General features: G+C 72.5%; 15 protein-coding genes. 11 read left to right on the forward strand and 4 right to left on the reverse strand.

Features of this window, described 5'->3' with window-relative positions:
* Window positions 1-156 precede the first annotated feature (156 nt).
* A complete protein-coding gene (locus tag JKJ07_RS08125) occupies window positions 157-1,605 on the forward strand; it encodes an SCO4226 family nickel-binding protein (RefSeq protein ID WP_202990601.1) in 1,449 nt (482 codons plus the stop codon).
* Here the strand turns inward: JKJ07_RS08125 and JKJ07_RS08130 are convergent.
* On the reverse strand, window positions 1,602-2,315 hold the full coding sequence (locus JKJ07_RS08130; protein WP_202990602.1) for a nicotinamide mononucleotide transporter family protein: 714 nt from the start codon (window positions 2,313-2,315) through the stop codon (window positions 1,602-1,604). The genes JKJ07_RS08125 and JKJ07_RS08130 overlap by 4 nt on opposite strands.
* A gap of 36 nt (window positions 2,316-2,351) precedes the next feature.
* Between JKJ07_RS08130 and JKJ07_RS08135 the strand changes: the two genes are divergently transcribed.
* The 4 genes from JKJ07_RS08135 (at window position 2,352) to JKJ07_RS08150 (ending at window position 10,172) form a co-directional block, all read left to right on the forward strand.
* Window positions 2,352-3,350 carry a magnesium transporter CorA family protein gene (locus JKJ07_RS08135; protein ID WP_202990603.1) on the forward strand — a complete coding sequence of 333 codons (999 nt, stop codon included), beginning with the start codon at window positions 2,352-2,354 and terminating at the stop codon, window positions 3,348-3,350.
* 68 nt (window positions 3,351-3,418) lie between these two features.
* The gene (locus tag JKJ07_RS08140) at window positions 3,419-6,430 is read left to right on the forward strand and encodes an FtsX-like permease family protein (RefSeq protein ID WP_202990604.1); all 3,012 of its coding nucleotides are present in this window, start codon (window positions 3,419-3,421) and stop codon (window positions 6,428-6,430) included.
* Between the two features lie 78 nt (window positions 6,431-6,508).
* A complete protein-coding gene (locus JKJ07_RS08145; RefSeq protein WP_202990605.1) occupies window positions 6,509-9,508 on the forward strand; it encodes an FtsX-like permease family protein in 3,000 nt (999 codons plus the stop codon).
* Window positions 9,509-9,518: 10 nt separating this feature from the next.
* Window positions 9,519-10,172, forward strand: coding sequence for an ABC transporter ATP-binding protein (locus JKJ07_RS08150; protein WP_202990606.1), 654 nt, complete (start codon window positions 9,519-9,521; stop codon window positions 10,170-10,172).
* A 213-nt stretch (window positions 10,173-10,385) separates the two neighbouring features.
* Here the strand turns inward: JKJ07_RS08150 and JKJ07_RS08155 are convergent, their stop codons facing one another.
* The gene (locus JKJ07_RS08155; protein WP_202990607.1) at window positions 10,386-11,228 is read right to left on the reverse strand and encodes an ABC transporter ATP-binding protein; all 843 of its coding nucleotides are present in this window, start codon (window positions 11,226-11,228) and stop codon (window positions 10,386-10,388) included.
* A gap of 70 nt (window positions 11,229-11,298) precedes the next feature.
* Here JKJ07_RS08155 and JKJ07_RS08160 point away from each other — a divergent pair, with 70 nt between their 5' ends.
* Complete coding sequence (locus JKJ07_RS08160; protein ID WP_202990608.1) at window positions 11,299-12,237, forward strand: ribose-phosphate diphosphokinase; 939 nt, start codon at window positions 11,299-11,301, stop codon at window positions 12,235-12,237.
* Window positions 12,238-12,283: 46 nt separating this feature from the next.
* Window positions 12,284-13,177, forward strand: coding sequence for a glycoside hydrolase family 88 protein (locus tag JKJ07_RS08165; RefSeq protein ID WP_202990609.1), 894 nt, complete (start codon window positions 12,284-12,286; stop codon window positions 13,175-13,177).
* On the opposite strand, the gene JKJ07_RS08170 is transcribed toward JKJ07_RS08165, so the two are convergent.
* Window positions 13,135-13,974 carry an NmrA family NAD(P)-binding protein gene (locus tag JKJ07_RS08170; protein ID WP_202990610.1) on the reverse strand — a complete coding sequence of 280 codons (840 nt, stop codon included), beginning with the start codon at window positions 13,972-13,974 and terminating at the stop codon, window positions 13,135-13,137. The two genes, JKJ07_RS08165 and JKJ07_RS08170, sit on opposite strands and share 43 nt — an antisense overlap.
* An 85-nt stretch (window positions 13,975-14,059) precedes the next feature.
* On the opposite strand from JKJ07_RS08170, the gene JKJ07_RS08175 reads away from it, so the two are divergent.
* A complete protein-coding gene (locus JKJ07_RS08175; RefSeq protein ID WP_202990611.1) occupies window positions 14,060-14,761 on the forward strand; it encodes a TetR/AcrR family transcriptional regulator in 702 nt (233 codons plus the stop codon).
* A gap of 165 nt (window positions 14,762-14,926) precedes the next feature.
* On the opposite strand, the gene JKJ07_RS08180 is transcribed toward JKJ07_RS08175, so the two are convergent.
* Entirely contained in the window at window positions 14,927-15,997 is a 1,071-nt protein-coding gene (locus tag JKJ07_RS08180) for a lytic polysaccharide monooxygenase auxiliary activity family 9 protein (protein WP_202990612.1), read from the reverse strand.
* A 369-nt stretch (window positions 15,998-16,366) separates the two neighbouring features.
* Here JKJ07_RS08180 and JKJ07_RS08185 point away from each other — a divergent pair, with 369 nt between their 5' ends.
* The 3 genes from JKJ07_RS08185 (at window position 16,367) to JKJ07_RS08195 (ending at window position 20,248) form a co-directional block, all read left to right on the forward strand.
* Window positions 16,367-17,344: a DMT family transporter gene (locus JKJ07_RS08185; protein WP_202990613.1), complete on the forward strand. Its 978-nt coding sequence runs from the start codon at window positions 16,367-16,369 to the stop codon at window positions 17,342-17,344.
* Window positions 17,345-17,360: 16 nt separating this feature from the next.
* Window positions 17,361-18,140 (forward strand): SIR2 family NAD-dependent protein deacylase, encoded by a 780-nt coding sequence (locus JKJ07_RS08190; RefSeq protein WP_202990614.1) that lies wholly within the window; start codon window positions 17,361-17,363, stop codon window positions 18,138-18,140.
* Between the two features lie 68 nt (window positions 18,141-18,208).
* Window positions 18,209-20,248, forward strand: coding sequence for a hybrid sensor histidine kinase/response regulator (locus JKJ07_RS08195; RefSeq protein ID WP_236028471.1), 2,040 nt, complete (start codon window positions 18,209-18,211; stop codon window positions 20,246-20,248).
* The last annotated feature ends 79 nt before the right edge of the window (window positions 20,249-20,327 follow it).

Here is a 20,327-nt window from a genome sequence, read left to right on the forward strand (position 1 = left end):
GCTGGCCAGGGCGTCGGGCAGGTCGGCGGCGGCCAGTTACGCTCGGACAACCGTGACCACATAACGGGGGCCTGGAGATGAGTTACGACAGAGGCGGCGAGTCGCCGAACTTTCATCGGCTGAGCGTGTACTTTGCGAGCCTTGAGTGGTCGAACGGTGAAGCGGGCATTCAGATACCGCTTCTATCCGAGTCCCGGACAGGCGTGCGAGCTTGCCCGGACATTTGGTTGCGTGCGGCTTGTTTACAATATGGCTTTGCAGGCTCGCACTGAGGCGTGGACCCTTCGCCGGGAACGGGTGGACTACAACGCCACTTCGGCCTTGTTGACTGGCTGGAAGAAAACCGAGCAACTGGCGTTTCTCAACGAAGTGTCATCTGTGCCGTTGCAACAGGTGCTGCGGCATCTGCAAGATGCGTTCACGAACTTCTTTGCCGAAAGGGCCAAGTATCCGAGGTTCAAGAGCAAGAAGAGATCGCGTCGTTCGGCGGAGTACACAAACAGAGCGTTCCGCTGGCGCGACGGCAAGCTGACCCTGGCAAAGATGCGCGAGCCGCTCGACATCGTTTGGTCGCGGTCCCTTCCCGATGGTGCGTCGCCATCCACGGTGACGGTGTCGCAGGACGCTGCGGGCCGCTGGTTTGTGTCGTTGCTGTGCGACGACGTGATCGAGCAGGCATCTGCCGCAAATGTGGCAGTCGGCATTGACGCCGGCCTCGACAGCCTTCTGACGCTATCGACCGGGGAGAAGGTCACCAACCCGCGGCACGAACGTGCTGACCGCGTCAGGCTGGCCTGGGCGCAGCGGAACTTGGCGAAGAAGGAGAGCGGCTCCGCGAACCGGACGAAAGCCCGGATCAAGGTGGCCCGCGTTCATGCTCGAATCGCTGATCGTCGGCGGGACTACCTGCACAAGTTGACTACTCGGCTCATTCGTGAGAACCAAACGATTGTGATCGAGGATCTGACCGTGCTTAACATGGTCAAAAACCACACGCTGGCTCGTTCTGTCTCTGACGCGGCCTGGCGGCAATTCCGCGTGATGCTTGAGTACAAGGCCAAGTGGCACGGTCGGGACCTGATCGTGATCGACCGTTGGTTCCCGTCCTCGAAACTATGTTCGGCGTATGGGCGGCTTGCTGACAAGATGCCGCTGAACGTAAGGTCGTGGACCTGTCATTGCGGCGCACACCATGACCGCGACGTCAACGCGGCGATAAATATCAAGGCCGCCGGGCTGGCGGGCTCTGCCTGTGGAGGCGGTGTAAGGCCTCAACGGACCAACGTCCGGATGGGGCAGTCGCCCGTGAAGCAGGAACCCTCTGGGGTGACCCAGGGATTCCTCGCCGAGAAGCGCGGGGAGAAAGCCAAGGACGTACACAGCGGATTCCACGGCGTCACCCCGGAGCAGCTGGCCGACGCGCACGACGCCGACCTCAAGATCGAGGGGGAGGAGGGCGTGCACTTCGAGCGGGCCTGGCTCGACCCCGAGCAGGGCAAGGTCTTCTGCCTGAGCACCGCGCCCAGCAAGGAGGCCGTCATGCGCATCCACGAGCGCGCGGGCCACCCGACGACCGAGGTCTACGAGCTCACCACGGAGGTCTAGGCGGGCTGGGCCGCCTGCTCGAGGGCAGGCGGCCTTTCCGGCGTACGGGAGATGCGCAGCCAGACGACGAAGCCCCAGACCACGAACGCGGCGTAGACGGCGTACAGGATGGCCGACGGGTAATAGCCGAAGTGCAGCAGCTCGGGGACGCCCACGAGGTCGACGGCGATCCAGCAGAGCCAGAACTCGACCCAGCCGCGGGCCATCGCGTACGTGGCCAGCATCGAGCCGACGAAGATCCACGAGTCGGCCAGGTAATACCACCACGGGACGGGGAAACCGGCGCCCACCGTACGGAACACGAAGAAGCAGAGCACCACGGCGGTCAGGGCCAGCGAGCCGTAGAACAGGCGCTGGCGGGCCGTCGCCCAGTGCGGCGAGACCGCAGTCCCGTGCGTACGGCGGCGGTTGCTGTTCCACTGCCACCAGCCGTAGACGCTGGCGATGAGGAAGAACACCTGCCGGGCGGCCTGGCCGTAGAGCGGGGTGCCTTGGTCGTTGCCGACCGCCTGGCCCATGAAGACCGTGAACAGCAGCACGTTGCCGACGATGCCGACCGGCCACGCCCACGCCGAGCGGCGCAGGCCGAACAATGCGGAGCCGAGCCCGAAGGCGTTGCCGACGATCTCGCGGTAGTAGATCGCCTGATCGGCGGTCACCTGCCACTTGGCGGTGTAGAACGCGGTCAGCAGTTGGTCGAGCCAGGTCACGGCTCAGCCTAGGCCGACGGGAGGCATAGTGGGTACGTGACCTCCCCCTCCTGCCCGACCGCGACCCGTCTCTACGAGAAGGGGACGGTGCTCGCGCGGGATTTCGGCTACGACGAGGTGACCGGCCTGCTCGAGCAGCACCCCGACGCGGTGCTGTGGCTCGACCTGTTCGCCCCCGAGCCCGGCGACCTGGAGCTGGTGGCCCAGCAGTTCGACCTGCACCCGCTGGCCGTCGAGGACGCGATGACCGATCACGAGCGGCCCAAGCTCGACCGCTACCCCCATCACGTCTTCCTCAACGTGTACGCCGTCGACATCGCCACCAAGGATTCCGAGACCCGCTTCGGCAAGACCGAGATCAGCGCCTTCGTCACGCCGCGGGCCCTGATCACGGTGCGCAAGTCGCCCAGCGACACGTCGAAGTTCGTCGACCGGTGGGACGCGGCGAGCGACCTGGGCGCGGCCGACGGGGTCGGCTTCCTGCTCTACGGCCTGCTCGACGTGGTCGTCGACGGGCAGTACGCGGCCACCCAGGGCCTCGACACGGCGATGGACCAGGTCGAGGACGCGCTGCTCGAGGAGGGCGGGGCGCCCCGGGCCGTCCGGATGAAGGGCATCCACCAGCGCAAGCTGCTGGCCGCGCTGCGCCGGGCCGTCGCGCCCATGCCCGAGCTGGTCGGCCAGGCCATGCGCACCGACCTGGGCCTGGTCGACGCCAACCTGAAGCCGTACTACCGCGACGTCGAGGACCACGCCCAGCACACCCTGGACGAGGTCGAGCACCTGCGCGACCGGATCGACCAGCTGCTGCAGGCGGACACGGCCGAGCAGGGCAACGTGCTCAACGACACCACCCGCAAGCTGGCCGCTTGGGCCGCGATCGTCGCCGTGCCGACCGCGTTGACCGGCTACTTCGGCCAGAACGTGCCCTATCCGGGATACGAGAAGTGGTGGGGCTTCCTGGTCAGCTCGGCGCTGATCGTGGCGGGCTCGGTCGCCCTCTACTACTTCCTCAAAAGGCGCGGCTGGCTGTAATCCACAGGGCCCCCCGCGCGTGCTCCCGGTGGCGTAACCTCCGGGGGATCCCAGCGGGGGGAGGGTCGATGTTCGCGCTCATCTGGGGTGCCGTGCGGACGCGGACCGCCCAGGTTCTCACCGTGCTGGTGCTGACCGCGCTGGCCGCCGCCGTGGCCGCCGCCGGCCCCTGGTTCGCCCATGCGAGCATCAACGCCGCCGCCGCGGCCGACGTGGCCGCCGCCCCGGCCGACCAGCGCACCGTCTCGGTGCGTCAGATCGTCAAGAGCAACGGCGCCCCGCAGACCGCCATCGACGAGGTCAGGGCGTCGATGCAGACCCAGTTGCCGCTGCCCGCGGCCGACCCGGTGATCGGCCTGCAGCTCCCGCTCGTCGTCGACGTCAGCGGCACCTTCCCGGCCATGGGCATCGCCTACCGCGACGACGCCTGCGCGCACCTGACCCTCGACGGCGCCTGCCCGCGGGCCCGCGGCGAGGTGGCCGTCAGCTCGTCCGCCGCGCAGCAGATCGGCCTGCGCGTCGGCGATCCGCTGGAGCTGGCGCCCAGCCCCGGCAGCAAGCCGATCCGGCTCGAGGTGGTGGCCCTCTTCAGCTATCGGGAGCCCAACGGTCCTTATTGGAACAACTCGCTGTTCGAGGCGGACGGCGGGCTCGACCCCGCGTTCACCGCACTCGACACGTTCGCCGACCGGATGCTGTGGGAGCCCACGGCCACGTTCGACGTGACGATCCCGGACGAGCTGCTGCGCGGCGACGACGGCTTCCGGCTCGGCTCCGTGCTGCGCCAGGCGGAATACAAGCTCGGCGCGTCAGGTCTGCGGGTGGTCAACGCCAGCGGCCCGCTGCTGACCGCGATCGCCCGCGACCGCGAGGAGATCCGGCTCGGCGTGGTCATCGCGATGACCCAGACGCTGGTGCTGACCTGGTTCGCGATCGGCCTGGCGGGCCGTTACACCGGCCGCGACCGGCGCGGCGACATCGCCCTGCTCAAGCTGCGCGGCAGCACCCGGTTCGCGATGCTGCGCCTGGCCTGGGGCCAGCATCTGCTGCCGCTGACCGCGGGCGCGGTGCTCGGCTTGCCGCTGGGCTACCTACTGGCGCGGTGGCTGGCCGGCCCGGTCGAGCCGCCGGCCCAGCGGCTCGAGGCGCTGCTGCTCTCGGTCGCGGCGGCCGGGGCCGTGCTGCTCGGCGGCCTGCTCGTGCTGGCCGCGGTCGAGGCCGTGGTGCTGCGCCGGCCGGTGGCCGACCTGCTGCGCCAGGTGGGCTCGGGCCGCGGCGACTGGCGGTCCGGCCTGGCCGACCTGCTGCTGCTCGCGGTGGCGGTGGCCGCCGTCTATCAGGCCCGGTCGAGCGCGCCCGACAGCGGTCTCGCGCTGGCCGCCCCGGCCCTCGTCGCCCTGGCCGTGGCGCTGCTGCTGGCCCGGCTGCTGGGCCGCGTCGCCGACCGGGGCGGCAGCGCGGCCGTGCGCGCCGGGCGGCTGCGGCTCGGCCTGACCGCGGTGCAGGTCAGCCGGCAGCCCGGCAGCGACCGCGTGTTCGCGCTGGTCGTGGTGGCGGTCGCGCTGCTCGCCACCACGTTCGGGCTGTGGCGGGGCGACGGCGAGCACCGGTTCGAGCGCAGCCGGGCCGAGCTGGGCGCCGAGCGGGTGCTGTCGGTGCAGGCGCCCAACCGCACGGCGCTGCTCAACGCCGTACGCCGGGCCGACCCGGCCGGCGACCAGGCGATGGCCGTGGTGGTCGACCGCGACAGCACCCCGCCGGTCGTCGCCGTCGACAGCTCCCGCCTGGCCGCGGTGGCGTATTGGCGCGACGAGTACGGCCCGGTCGACCTGATCGCCAAGGCCACCGCCGAGAGTCCCGGCCCGCGGCCGCTGCCCGCCGTCACCGGCGACCGGGTCACCGTTCAGGTGCGCTACGACGGCACGAAGCCCGCCGTGCTCGGCCTGGTGCTGCAGAACGAGGGCACCGGCGCGCCCACCCAGGTGGCGTTCGGCCGGCTCAGCCAGGGCGAACAGACCCGTACGGCGCCGGTCAGCGGCTGTGCTGAGGCGCCCGGCTGCCGCATCCTGCGCTGGCAGTTCGACGCCCCGCCGGGTGGCGTGGGCATCGGCGGCTCGTCGGTCACCGTGCGTTCGCTGACCCAGCCCGGCCCGGCGCCCGCGATCCTCGGCCCCGAGCAGCTCGGCGACATCGCCCGCTGGCGGCCCGGCACGGTCGGCGTCGCCCCCGACGTGGCCGCCCGCGCCGGCACGCTGCGCATCACGGCCGACCTCAACACCACCAAGTCGACCGACATCGGTTTCGAGGTGTGGGCGGTCGACAGCGCCCTCCCGCCGCCGATCGTGCTGGCCGGCCCGGCCCCCGAGTCGTGGCGCTTCGACGAGCCCGGCCTGCCCACCCTGGGGGCCGCTCCGATTCCCGTACGCCTCGACGGCGCGGCCGGGGTGCTGCCAGTCGTCGGCCGCGCGGGCGTGCTGGTCGACCTCGAGACGGCTCGCCGCATCGCCGGGGACACCAACCCGGCCGGCGAGTTCCAGGTGTGGCTCGCGCCCGGCGCCGGGCTGTCGGTCGTGACCGCGCTGCGCGAGGCCGGCCTGGTGATCGGCGACGAGCGGGTGGCCGCCGACCGCGCCGCCGCCCTGGCCGAGCAGGCCCCGTCCGCGGTGGCCCGGTTCGCGCTGATCGCGGGCGTCGTCGGGCTGCTGCTGGCGGCCGCGGCGGTCGGCGTGGCCGGGGCCGTCGACCGGCGCCAGCGCCTCGGGCAGCTGCGGGCGTTGCGGCTGCAGGGCCTGCCCGTGCCGGTCGCGGTCGGCACGGCGTACGCGGGCACTCTGGTCTTGATCGGGACGGGCCTGGCGGCCGGGCTGCTGGCCGCGGCGATCGCGAACCCGCTGGCCCGGGTGGCCGTGGCCGGCTTCACCGACGGCTGGGCGGTGCTGCCCGCGCCGGGCGCCCTGGGCTGGGTCGCGCTCTCGGTGACCGGGCTGGTCGCCCTCGTCGTGCTGGGGCTGGTCGGCTGGCTCTCGGTGCTCCCCCTGATCCGCGGCCTGCGTGCCGGCGAGACGGGGGCGGGCCGATGATCCGCGGCCTGCATGCGGGTGAGACGGGGGCGGGCCGATGATCCGCGGCCTGCGCGCGAGCGAGCCGGGAGCCGGCCGATGATCTCGCTGGTGCTCGCCATGGTCTGGACCCGCCGTGGCCAGGCCGTCACGCTCGCCCTGCTGGCCCTGTTCGCGGTGGCCTCCGCGGTCGCGTCGCCGGCCTATCTGACCGCTGTCGACCGGGCCATCGCGGCCGGCCAGATCGACACGTCGGTGGCCGCCGAGCGCACCCTGAGCATCACCGGCCGGGTCGACAACCGCATCCAGGACGAGGGCACGCCCGACTTCGCCAACATCGGCGCGGCCCTGATCGAGCTGCCCGGCTTCAGCTACGTCTACGCCTCGGCCTTCCCGACCGTCGGCCTCGAGCCGGACGTCGAGAACGACACGCAGCTGGTCTACCGGCAGGACGTCTGCGCGCACGTGCGGATCGTCAGCGGCCGCTGCCTGGTCGGCGAGGGCGACGTGATCGTCGGGGTGCGGACGGCGAAGCGGGCCGGGCTGGCCGCGGGCGACCCGGTCACGATGACGTACGCGGCCTTCCTCGACGACCCGCGCGAGCCCCGCTGGGAGCCGGAGGGCCTGCCCAAGCGGCTCACCGTCGCCGGCACGTACGAGGTGGAGAACCCGGCCGACGTCTACTGGGGATCGCACGGCTACTTCGACGCGGTGCCCGGGCGCGGCCCCGACGAGCCGGTCTTCACCGGCGCCGTCACCGTGGCCGCGACCGACCACGGCATGACCGACCTGTCGATCGACGGCGCCGCCGGTCCCGCCGCGCTCGACGTCGACAGGCTCGGCGAGCTGCGGGCCGGCCTGCTCGCGCTGACCCGGAAGTCCACCGAGATCGGGCCCAACCTGCAGGTCGACTCGGGCATCCCGGCCCTGCTCGACCGGATCGACTCCGGCCGCTCGTCGGCGCACCTGCTGGTGCCGGTGGTCGCCGTCCCGCTCGTGCTGCTGGCCTGCTTCAGCATCTTTCTGGCCGTCGGCTACGGCACCCAGGGCCGGCAGCCCGAGCTGGCCGTGGTGGCTCTGCGCGGGTCCCGCTGGTGGACGCGGTGGTGGCTGGCCACCGGCGAGAGCCTCGCGGCGATTTTGGCCGGCGCCGTCGCGGGCTGCCTGGCCGGACAGCTGCTGGTCAACGTGGTGGCGGCGGCCCGGTTCCCGGGCGTGGGGGTCGACCCCGGTTTCGCCTCCCTGCGGTACGCCCCGCTCGCCGCGGCGGCCGCCCTCGGCGCGGCGGTCCTGGCCCAGCGGCGGCAGTTGCTCAGCCCGGTCGCGTTCCTGCTGCGCCGCAACCCGCCCCAGCTCAACGGCGCCCGCGCCCTGGCCGTCGAGGCCGTCGTCGTGCTGCTGGCCGTCGTCTGCGCCGTGCAGCTGGCCGTCACGGACGGCTCGCTCACCGGCGTCGGCCTGCTCGCCCCGGCGTTCGTCATGCTGGCCCTGTCGCTGCTGGCCGCGCGGGCCCTGCTGCCGCTGGTCACCCGGTACGCCACCGGCGCGCTGCGGGCCGGCCGGCTCGGCCCCGCCCTCGCCGCCTTCCAGCTCTCCCGCCGCCCCGGCGCCCAGCGCCTGTTCGCGCTGCTGGTCGCCACGGTCGCCGTGGCCGGCTACGCCACCTGCGCGATCGACGTCGCCGCGCGCGGCCGGGTCGTGCAGGCCGAGCTGGGCGTGGGCGCGCAGCGGGTGCTCGAGGTGTCGCCGGTCTTCCGCAGCCAGCTGCTGCACGCCGTGCGCGAGGTCGACCCCGAGGGCAAGTTCGCCATGGCCACCTCGCGGCTGCGCAACAGCAGCGGCACCGAGCCGCTGGGCCTGGCGGCCGACACCACCCGGCTCGCCGCCGTCGCGACCTGGCCCGGCGGCGCCCCCTCGGTCGAGCAGGTCGTGCGGCGCCTGCGGCCCGACGCGCCGGCCCCGATGGTGATCGGCGGGCCCGAGCTGGTCGTCGAGGCCACCACGTCCGGGGTCGTCAAGGGCAAGGAGCTGCGGATCAACGTGGCCGTGTCGTCGCTGACCGACCTCGGCGAGACGGTGGTGCGCCTGGGCGACCTGCGCGAGGGCCGCGCCCGCTACGCCGAACGGGTGGACCTCTGCGAGGACGGCTGCCGGATCAACGGCCTGCAGTTCGCGCTCAACGACAACGTGATCGGCGTGACCGGCGGGCTCACCGTCCACAGCATCGGCAGCGACCAGCCGTCCCAGGTCGCGCTGGCCGCCGACCGCTGGCGGATGCCCAAGAACGGCCGGGTCAGCGCGGCCCCCGACGGCCTGCGCATCGACGTCGACGCGCCGAACGGGCTGCCCGACGGCGCCTGGGTCCACCCCGTCGCCACGCCCTACCCGCTGCCGGTCGCGATGGCCGGCGACGACCCGATCGACGGCGGCCTGACCGGCATCGACGGCTACCCGATCGACGTGACCAAGCGGGACGACCTGCCCGCCGTGCCCCGCGCGGGCGAGGTGGCCAGCCTGGTCGACCTCGAATACGCCGACCGGCTCGCCATCGACGCCGCCCCGGCGCTGGCGCCCGAGGTCTGGCTCAACGACCAGGCCCCGCCCGACATCGAGCAGCGGCTCACCAAGGCCGGCCTGACCGTCGTCGGCGACAGCCGGGCCGAGCGGGTGCACCGCCAGCTCGACGAGCAGGGGCCGGCGCTGGCGCTCTGGTTCCACGTGATCGCGGGCGGCCTGGCCGTGCTGCTCGGCGCGTTCGCCCTCGTGCTGGCGGCCGCCGTCGACCGGGCCCGCCGCGTCGAGGACCTGTCGGCGCTGCGCACCCAGGGCCTGCCCGGCCCGACGATGAGCCGGGCGACGCTGTGGACCTATCCGGCGCTGGTCACCATCGCCGCCGCCGTGGGCGTGCTGACCGCGCTGGCCGGCTGGGCCGCCACCGGCTGGGCGCTGCCGCTGGCCGGCGTGGCCCCCGTCCCGCTGCCCCTGCCGGGCTGGCCACGCATACTCACGTTGGCCGGCGTGACCGTCCTCGTCCTGCTCGTGCTGGCCGCCGTGGCCCTGGCCACCGGCCGCGACCTCCGCCGCCGCATCAAACCGTAGGAGCCGACTCGTGAAAACACTGAGCGTCGTGGACGCCGACCTCGCCTGGGACAGCGACCTCACGGTGCTGCGCGGCGTCACCGTCGAGGCCCGGCCCGGCCAGATCCTGGCCGTCACCGGCACCTCCGGCGCCGGCAAGACCACGCTGCTGAGCGCGATGGCCGGCCTGCTCACCCCGGCCCGGGGCGAGGTGCTGGTCGACGGCGAGCGGCTGACCGGCCGCGACCAGGCGGTCAAGCTCGGCGTGGTGCTGATCCCGCAGGACAACGGCCTGGCCGCGATCCTCACCGCCGCCGAGAACATCTCGGTCGCGGTCATCGCCACCGGCGGCACGGCGGCCGAGGCCCGCCGGCGCACGGCCGAGGCGCTCGAGCCGCTGGGCCTGTCGGGTCAGGCCAACCAGCTCATCGAGGAGCTCTCGGGCGGGCAGCAGCAGCGCACGGCGATCGCCCGGGGCCTGGCCCTGCGGGGCGACGTGCTGCTGGCCGACGAGATCACCAGCGAGCTCGACGCGGCCAACCGCCAGCGGGTCATGGAGCTGCTGCGGGCCGAGGCCGACCGGGGCGCCACGGTCATCTTCGCCACCCACGACCCCGAGGCCGCCGCGGCCTGCGACCGCGAGCTGCACCTGATCGACGGCGCCACCGACTGGGTGCGCACCTAGCGCCTGTTTCGTAGCTGGGGCGGGGCTGCGGCAGGGCCCAGATCCCGCCTGGCGGCGTCCCGGGGAAGCCAGGTTCCAACACCGGGAGCCAGGCTCCCCCGGGCCACCACCAGACGAAATCTGGACCCGGCCTCGCTGCCACCCCAGCTACGAAACAGGCGCTAGCACCCGCGCGGCGGCCGGCGGCCGGATCACGCGCGCGCTGACAAACGGCTAGAGGACCTGCTCGGTGCCGCCCGGCACCAGGGTGACCTCGCCGTCGATGTGCTGCACCGTGAAGAGCGTGCCGGGCGGATAGCTGCCCAGCACCTCGGGCGGCAGCTGCACCGTGCCGTCGCCCGCGACCACCGCGAAATCCTGCCCGTCGCGGCCCTCGGCGCCGACCCGGCCGTCGCGGATCGTCACCGCGCGGCCCAGCCGGGCGCCGACCTCGTTGTCGTGGGTGACGACCACGATCGTGGTCTGCCGCTCGGCGTTGACCGTCTCCATCGCCGCCAGCACCTCGTCGCGGCCCGCGGTGTCGAGCCGGCTGGTCGGCTCGTCGACGAGCAGCAGGCCGGGGCCCGTGGCGATGCCCACGGCGAGGGCGGCCCGCTGCCGGCCGCCCGGGGTCAGGTCGCTCAGCCGCTGGCGGCCCTGCCCGGGCAGGCCGACCAGGTCGAGGATGCGGTCGGGGTCGTCGAGCTGGATGCCGCGGGTGTGGGCCGCACGGCGCTGCGCCAGCCAGATGTTGCGATGCAGCGACGCGTACGGGAGGAGGTTTCTCGCCGCACCCTGCAGGACCACGCCGATCTCGGTGCCGCGCAGGCGGGAGATCTCGCCGTCGGAGAGCTTGCCCATGTCGTACGTGCCGATGTTGATCCGGCCCGCCGAGGGGCGCATCAGACCCGCCAGCAGCGCGATCAGAGTGGACTTGCCGGAGCCGGACGGGCCCACGAGCGCCAGCGTCTCACCCGGCGCGATCGAGAGGTCGACACCGGCGAGGGCCACCACATCGCCCGCTTCGGCCCGATAGATGTGCACCACCCGGCGGCACGCCACGGCAAGACCGTTCATGCTTGTCACGCTAGCGCTCCGGCCCGCCCGGTGGTGACCCGTACGGGGGCGGCATTTTAAGGTAAGGCACGTGCGCGACATTGCCGTTTTCTCCGGATCCGCCCATCCCGACCTCGCCGCCGAGATTTGCGATCACCTCGGGGTGCCGTTGCTTCCCACCCGTACGTCCCGGTTCGCCAACGACTGCATCGAGGTGCAGCTGCAGGCCAACTGCCGCGAGCGGGACGTCTTCCTGATCCAGCCGCTGGTGCCACCCGTACAGGAGAATTTGGTCGAACTGCTCTTCATGCTCGACGCCGCCCGGGGCGCCTCGGCCGGCCGCATAACGGTTGTCCTGCCCCATTACGCGTACGCCCGCAGCGACAAGAAGGACGCCCCGCGCATCTCGATCGGGGGACGCCTGGTCGCCGACCTGCTCACCACCGCCGGCGCCGACCGGGTGCTGGCCATGACCCTGCACTCGCCGCAGGTGCACGGCTTCTTCAACATCCCCGTCGACCACCTGCATGCGTTGCAGGAGCTGGCCCGCCACTTCCGGGGCTACGACCTGAGCAACACCGTCGTCGTGTCACCCGACCTGGGCAACGCCAAGGAGGCGGCGGCGTTCGCCCGGCTGCTCGGCGTCGACGTGGCGGCCGGGGCCAAGCAGCGCTACGCCGACGACAAGGTCGTGATCAGCACGATCATCGGCGAGGTGGCCGACCGCGACGTGATCGTGCTGGACGACGAGATCGCCAAGGGCAGCACGGTGTTCGAGCTGCTCGACCGGCTGCGCGAGCGCAACGTCCGCAGCGTCCGGGTCGCCTGCACGCACGGGCTGTTCGCGGCGAACGCGGTGCAGCGGCTCTCCGACGAGAAGGAGATCGAGGAGATCGTCTGCACGAACACGGTGCCGATCCCGGTGGGCGGCCGCACCGACAAGCTGACCATCCTGTCGGTCGCGCCGGCGCTGGCCGAGGCGATGCGCCGGATCCACAACGGCGAGTCGGTCAGCGCCCTGTTCGCATGAACTTTCTCGACGCGCTGCTCGCCCTGCGACGACAGAGCCGATTCGCATGAGGGTTCTCGACGCGCTGCTGGCCATGCAGCGGCAGAGCTGGGAGCAGGGGGTCGCCGCGCAGGCGGTCCTCGACCTGGGCCGGGCCGACCTGGCCCGGCTCATGGCCGAGTCGGCGGTGGCCCGGCAGGCCCCGGACGGGCGGCTCGGCGGCCCGGACGACAACGCGGTCAACGGCGCGGCGTGCGGGGAGGCGGTCGTCAAGGCCGGCTTCGCGGACGCCGCCCGGCGGCAGCTGGACTGGTTGCTGCACGCCGCGCCGCGTGCCACGGACGGCACTCTTTTCCACGTCCTTGCTACGCAGTCGATCTGGGCCGACACGGTCTACATGGTCGTGCCGTTTCTGGCCCTGTCGGGTGAGCTCGACGAGGCGGTGCGGCAGGTCAACGGGCACCGGCGGGCGTTGTGCCGGGACGGCGTCTACTCGGCGATCTCGCCCGGCCGCCCCGCGCGTTGGGGCGGCGGGAACGGCTGGGTGGTGGCGGGCATCGCCCGGGCCGTACGGCTGGCGCCCGAGCTGCGGTCCACCGAGCTGCCGGGGCACGCGCGCGAGGTGCTCGACGCGTGCCTGGAGTTCCGGCGACCCGACGGGTTGTTCCACGACGTGCTCGACGACCCGGCGACGTTCCGCGAGACCAACGCCGCGCAGATGTTCGCCTACGCGGCCCTCGCGGGGGTCGCCGACGGGTGGCTGCCTTCCCCGTACGAGGGAGTGGGCCGCTCGCTGCTCGCCGCGGCCGAGCGGGAGGTCGACGCGTACGGGCTGGTTCGCGGGGCCTGCGGCGCGCCCACTTTCGACCGGCCCGGGACCTCGGCCGAGGCTCAGGCCTTCCACCTGCTGGCCACGGCTCAGCTTCCGCCCCGCAGCGCTTCCCGAGCCGTACGGGGCTGACGGCCCAGCAGGTCGCCGAGCAGCGGGTCGACGCCGGCGAAGAAACCGGCCCGCGCGGCCTGATAGAAACCCAGCAGGAACTGCGTCCGGGGGTCGGACTGCCGGGCGGCGACCCAGTCCGCCTCGTCCATCAGCTGGACTGTGATGGTGCGTCCGGCCAGTTCGGACGCGACATCGGCCAGCTCGGCGAAGGTGGGGGCGGCGGGCGCGGTCAGGGTGACCGGTCCCTCGTACGCCCCGTCGGAGGCGAGGATGACGGCGGCTGCCTCGGCGGCGTCCTCGCGGGCCGTCCACGACACCGGTCCGTCGCCGGGCACGGCGATCACGCCCGTCTCCTGCCACGGGCCGGCCAGCCACTGCAGGCTGTGGGCGTAGAACCCGTTGCGCAGCGACACCCAGGCCGTCCCCGAGGCGGCCAGCAGCTGCTCGGTGGCGAAGTGGGTGCGGCCCGGGGCGAACGGATTGTCCGGCGCGGCGGCCTGGTGGCTGGTGTAGAGGATCCGCTTCACGCCCGCGCCGACCGCGGCCTCGATGGCCGTGCGGTGCAGGGCGGTCGCGTCCGCGCCGGGGTCGTTGGAGGAGACGAGCAGCAGCTGATCCGCGCCCGCGAACGCCGCCGGCAGGGAAGCGGGCTCGGCGTAGTCCCCGCGCCGGACCGCGACGCCGCGCCGGGCGAACCGCTCGGCCTTGGCGATGTCGCGCGTGACGACCGTGATCTCGCCGGCGGGCAGGCGTTCGAGCAGGTGGTCGACCGTGGCGCCGTTGAGGGCGCCGGTGGCTCCGGTGACGGTAATCATTGATTCGCCTTTCGTGTTACCGGTGGAAACACGACGACCGTAGCAGCCGTTATCGGCGATAGCAACTACGTGTTATCGTTGGTTCGTGAGCGATGGGGTCAGGGGCCGGGCAATCGTCGAAGCCGCCGCGGCGCTGCTGCGCACGGAGGGGCCCGGCGCGGTGACGACCCGGGGGGTGGCCGAGCGGGCCGGCGTCCAGGCGCCGACGATCTATCGCCTCTTCGGCGACAAGGACGGGTTGCTCGAGGCGGTGGCCGAGCACGTGATGGCCGAGTTCGTCTCGGCCAAGGTCGCGGGGGTGGCGGCGGCCGCCGCGGCGGATGTCGACCCGCTCGACGACCTGCGCGCGAGCTGGCGCCGGCAGCTCGAGTTCGGGCTGGCCAATCCGGCCGTCTTCCGGCTGCTCAGCGATCCGGGGCGGGTGCAGGGGTCACCGGCGGCGCGCCGGGGCCGGCAGGTTCTCGAGACCCGGGTGCATCGGCTGGCGCTGGTGGGGCGGCTCCGGGTGCCCGAGCCGCAGGCGGTCGATCTCATTCAGGCCGCCGGGGTCGGAACCATCCAGACGCTGCTGGCGACGCCGCCGGAGCAGCGTGATGCCGCGCTGGGCGACATGATGCTCGAGGTCGTGCTCGCGCGCATTCTGACCGACGCGCCGGTCGGCCGGCAGGGCGGGCCGGTTGCGGCGGCCGTCGCTCTGCGGGCTCTCGCGCCGCGACTCGGGATGCTCAGCGAGGCCGAGCGGGTCTTGCTGGGGGAGTGGCTCGACCGCATCGCCGCGGCCGGGTGACTTCTCGGGCAACAGTTTGATACGGGGGACGGGGAGGGCAGACACACCGTCCCCCGCAGCCCTGTTGTTTTGATCCGCCGGTCGTTGCCGGGCTCCTTTCGCCGGGGGTCCGTTTGGGAGCGCTCCCATCAGATTTTAACGGCTCGGTGAGCCCGGCGCCAGAGGTCAGGTGGTGGCGGTGCAGGTCACCGTGGGCGTGGCCGCTGTCCCGTTGCCGATGAAGCCGAAGCTCGTGGTGCCGCCCGCGGACAACGCCCCGTTGTAGGTGGCGTTCTTCGCGACCAGCGTGTTGCCGCTGGCGGTGACGGTCGAGTTCCACGACTGCTGCACCGTGGTCGCGCTGCCGTAGGCCAGGTTGACCGTCCAGCTCTTGATCGCGGCCGTGCCCGCGGTCACCTTGACCTCGGCCTGGTAGCCGCCCGACCACTGACTGGTCAGCGCGTACGTCGCCGAGCAGGCGCCGGAGGCCGGCGGGGTCGTCGTCGGCGGCGTGGTCGGCGGGGTGGTCGGGGGAGTCGTCGGCGGGGTGGTGGGCGGCGTCGTCGGGGGCGTGGTCGTCGTGCCGCCGAAGTTCACGTCGCTGCAGAAGTAGTACGACTGGTCGAGGTGGCTGGCCTGCCAGATCGTGTAAACCATGGCCCGCCCGCTGCGACCCGACAACGACACCGGGATGTCGATCTCGACGCCGTCGCTGCGCTGCGTCCACTGCGCCGCCGGGGTGTTGCCGATCTCCGACACCTTCGTCAGGTCCGACCACTTCAGGGCCGTGGTCACCGGGTTGAAGCCGGGCTTGGTCACATAGACCCAGATGTAGTCGGCGCCGTGCCGCGCGCCGTCGAACAGCTTGACGTTGAAGCTGTTGCCGACGTTGGTCGCCTTCCAGTCACCGACGACGTCCATGGCGTTGTAGCGGCCGCTCTCGGTGTGCCCGGCGCTGCACAGCTGCCCGTCCGGGATGGCGCCCTGGTGGTTGCCGGCCACGCCCTCGCGGAACAGGCCGTTCCAGTTCCACATCGCGTTCGGGTTGGCCTGCCAGGCCTGCCAGCACATCGGGTCCTCGGTGGCCATGGTGGGATCCTGGAACTTGCTGCCCCAGCGCTCGTAGCAGCCGTAGTTGCGCGAGGCCGGGCCGGTGACGTTGCCGTGCGCGTTCGCCGGGGAGACGGGCGCGAAGAGGACGGTCAGGCCGGCGAGGAGAGCGCCGGCGACCGCGCTGAAGAGAACTCTGCGTTTCATGAGGGCATGTGCTCCGCATGGTCGGTGGCCCGGTGGACAGGCCAGGGGGATCCGGGGGGAGCTGCCCTCAACTCCCGAATCGCAATACACCGGCGGGTGCCGTAACACGGTCGCTGGTTTATTTACGATTGTCAATAGATCTCCGCCGCCCGCCCGCCCGCCGCCGCCCGCCGCCCGCCGCCCGCCGCCCGCCGCCCGCCGCCGCCCGCCGCCCGCCGCGGCCCGCGCCGCCTGCCGCCCTCCGTCGACGGGCCGGTCTTGTCGGCCGAAAGGCGTACATCTATCGACGGGTGCCTACCGCAACTGAAGTAGGCAAGTTACTGCCGATGGCGGATGTGTCCGGGCTCCTCAGCGACAAGGCTTATGCCCATGATTCCTGCGTGGTCCGTCGTCGTCGCCGTGGCGCTGTGCGTGCTGTCGGCAGTGGCCTACGCGTGCGGGGCCCTGCTGCAGCAGCAGGTCGCTCAGGCTCCGATGCGCGCGCTGCTCCGCACCCCGCGCTGGTGGCTCGGCATGAGCGCCAACGGCGTCGGGGCGGTGCTGCACGTGGTCGCCCTGCGCTACGGCTCGCTGACCCTCGTGCAGGCCCTCGGCGCGCTGACGCTGGTGGCGGCGGTGCCGCTGGCCGCCGCCGCGGCCCGGCGCCGGATCACCCGGGCCGAGCTGACGGGCACGGCGCTGACCACCGGCGCCCTGGTGGCCCTGCTCGCCGTCACCGGCTCGTCGAGCCAGGCGCTCACTCTGCGCGCCGGCGTCGGCGTGCTGCTCGCCGCCGGCGTGATCATGGCCTGGGCCGCGCTGCAGCCCCGGCTCCCCGGCCTCGCCGCCGCGGCGGTGGGCGGCATGGCCTTCGGCGTGGCGTCGGCCCTCACCCAGGCGATCACGCTGCGCCTCGACGCCGGCGTGCCCACTCTCGCCGCGGGGGTGGCCGCGGTCGTGGGGCTCAACGTGGCCGCGGTCTGGTTCACCCAACGGTCGTATCGCTCCGGTCTCGCCGCGCCCCTGGCCGTCGGCACGGTGGCCAACCCGGTGACGGCCGCCGTGATCGGCGTGGCCCTGCTCGGCCAGACCTTCCAGGGTGGCGCGCTCGGCGTTGTCGTCCTGCTGGCCTCGGCCGCCGCCCTGGCCACCGGCGTCTGCCTGCTGGCCCAGGCCCAATCCATGCCCGCCCAGCCCACTCCGCAGCCCCGCTCGGCGGCGCCCGTCGGGCAGCACCGCACGGCGGCGATTGTTCCGCTGCGGCCGTCGCTCTTGCTGCCGCCGTCCGTGCGGCTGCGTGACCGAGCGTTCCGTCCGGAGCCCGCCGCGCCCGGGCCGTTGATATCGGTCGCTGCCCGGGCGGCGTGACGGGCACACTCGTGCGATGGAATCTCTCCGCCACGCGGCCGATCTCATCGCCGGGGCCGAACGTCTCGTCGTCTTCACCGGGGCCGGCATGTCGGCCGAGAGCGGCGTGCCCACGTTCCGCGACGCGCTGACCGGCTTGTGGGCTCGCTACGACGCCCAGGCGCTGGCCACCCCCGAGGCCTTCGAGCGCGACCCGGCCCTGGTCTGGGGCTGGTACGAGTGGCGCCGCGAACTGGTCGAACGCGTCGACCCCAACCCCGGCCACGACGCGGTCGCCCGCCTCGACTGCACCCTGATCACCCAGAACGTCGACCAGCTGCACGAGCGGGCCGGCTCCAAGAACGTGCTTCACCTGCACGGCAGCCTGTTCGAGCCCCGCTGCTCGGCCTGCGGCAAGCCGGCCGACCTACTGGCCGAGCCGGTCGGCACGGCCGTGTCTGGCGATGGCCCGCGCACGGACGAGCCGGTCGGCACGGCCGTGTCCGGCGACGGCCCGCGCACGCCGCCGTCCTGCGAGAACTGCGGCTCGCCCGTACGGCCGGGGGTGGTCTGGTTCGGGGAGGCCCTGCCGGCTGACACGTTGGAGAAGGCGGTCGAGGCCGCCGCCAACGCCGACGTGCTGATCACCGTGGGGACGGCCGGCGTCGTCTATCCCGCGGCCGAGATTCCGCAGGTGACGGCGAAGCTCGGCGGTACCGTGATTCAGGTCAATCCGCAGCCCACGCCGCTCGATGCTGTCTGCGCGCTCAACCTGCGGGGCACCGCCGCGGAGGTGCTTCCGCAGATCATCAGTTGAATGGTTGCAAACCTGGCGAACCGGCACCACGCACCCCTTGAGACGCGGATCATGTCGGCATGGGTGTCATGGCTTACCCCCTCCGGTACGCGCTCGCCGATCTCGCCCTGGCGCTCAGCCGGGTCTCGCACGATCCGGCCGCCGTGCAGTCGACCGCCGCCCGTGCCGCCGCCGACATGATCGGTGACGGCGCGGGGGTGCAGCTCCTGCGCGACGACGGCCGCTACGACTCGATCACCTATCACCACATCGACGACGAGCGGTCGGCGTCCATGTCGCGGGTGCTCGACCACGTCGACCAGCTCCCCGACGACGACTTCTCGACCGCGCTGGCGGCCAGCCGACGACCCCTCGTGCTGGCCGGCGACGGCGTCGAGCCGCTGGCGGGGGAGGAACACGAGATCCACTCGGCGGTCCTGTGCCCCGTGATCGTCGACAACACGTACGCGGGCTATCTGGTCTTGACCCGGGAGACGCCCGGCTCGTTCTACTCGACGGCCGAGGTCGAGCTGGCCCGCGACATCGCCGGCGAGCTCGCCCTGGCCTGTTCGAGCGCGCGGGCCCTGGAACGGCTGCGGGCCAGCGAGGAGCGCTACCGCCGGGTCCTCGAGACGATCCCCGAGGGGGTGCTCCAGCTCGATGACGACGGCGTGGTGACGTACGCGAATGAACCGATCGGCGTGGTGCTCGGGATGCCGCGCTCGCAACTGGTCGGCGTCTCGCTGCGGGGTTTCCTCAACGACCAGGGCCAGAAGGAGCTGAACCGCCGGATCAACGAGTGCCGGGAGGGTCGCTCCACGGTCGGCGGCACCCGGCTGATGCGGGCCGACGGCTCGCAGCGCACGGTCCGGATCAGCATGATGCCGCTGATGGGGGATCACGGCGAGTTCACCGGTGTGGTCTGCATGGTCACCGACACCACCGACCACATCGACGCCCGCGGGCTCAAGCGCCAGCTCGATCATCTGCGCCGGCTCGACAGCCTGGGCCAGCTCATCGGCGGCATCTCGCACGACTTCAACAACCTGCTGACCGTCGTGGGCGGCTCGGCCGAGATGATCACGGCGTCGGCCGAGCAGGACAGCCAGCACCATCGCCTGGCCACCGACATCCTCGAGGCCGTCGGCACCGGGCGCTCGCTGACCCACCAGCTGCTCGCGTTCGGCCGCAGCGACGGCAACCGGCCCGAGATCATCCCGATTCCCGACCTGCTGACCGATGTCCAATCCCTGTTTTCCCGTACGCTCGGCGAGCACATCGGTCTCGACCTGGCCTTCGGTCCCGACGTCTGGGCGGTGCGGGCCGAGCGCGGCCCGCTGGAGCAGGCCCTGGTCAACCTGGCCGCCAACGCCCGCGACGCGATGCTGCACGGCGGCATGCTGCGGGTGGCCGCCATGAACGAGGTGGTCGAGCCGGGCAAGGGCCCCGAGGGCATGCCCGCCGGCAAGCTCGTGCATATCGTCATCACCGACACCGGCGTGGGCATGACCGACGAGGTGCGCCAGCGCGCGCTCGAGCCGTTCTTCACCACCCGACCCACGGCGGCGGGCCTGGGCCTGGCTACCACGGCCGGCATCGTGCAGGGCATCGGCGGCCACATCGAACTCGAGTCCGAGCCGCGGATGGGCACCACGGTCCACCTCTATCTGCCCGCGGCCGAGGAGAAGCCCGCCTCGGCCACGGGTCGCCAGGGCGCGCCCACCGTGATCGGCCGGGTGCTGATCGTCGAGGACCAGCCCGAGGTGGCGCAGCTGGTGCAGCGCCTGATCGAGCCGGCCGGGTACGCCATCACGGTCGCCACCGACACGCTGCAGGCCGTGAGCCTGGTGGCCGCGGGTCAGCACCCCGACCTGCTGATCACCGACGTCGTGATGCCCACGATGACCGGCCCCGAGCTGGCCAACGCGCTGCGCACCCACCGGCCCGACCTGCCCGTGCTCTACATGTCGGGTTACACGGCGGCGTCGCTCGGGCCGCAGCTGCACCTCGACGACAACAGCATGCTGATCGAGAAGCCGTTCACCAGGTCGACCCTGCTCGCGGCGATCCGCACGCTCGCCGGCACCCAGCCGTCCAGTGCTCCGAACGACACCGCCACGGCCAAGTAACGGGAAACGCGCGACTCCGACCGAAGGTGCGAAACCGGGCGTAAAGGCTTGCCATTCGATCCGGACAAAAAGCAATATT

This window comes from Paractinoplanes lichenicola, assembly GCF_016785085.1.
In the GTDB taxonomy this organism is placed as follows: domain Bacteria; phylum Actinomycetota; class Actinomycetes; order Mycobacteriales; family Micromonosporaceae; genus Actinoplanes; species Actinoplanes lichenicola.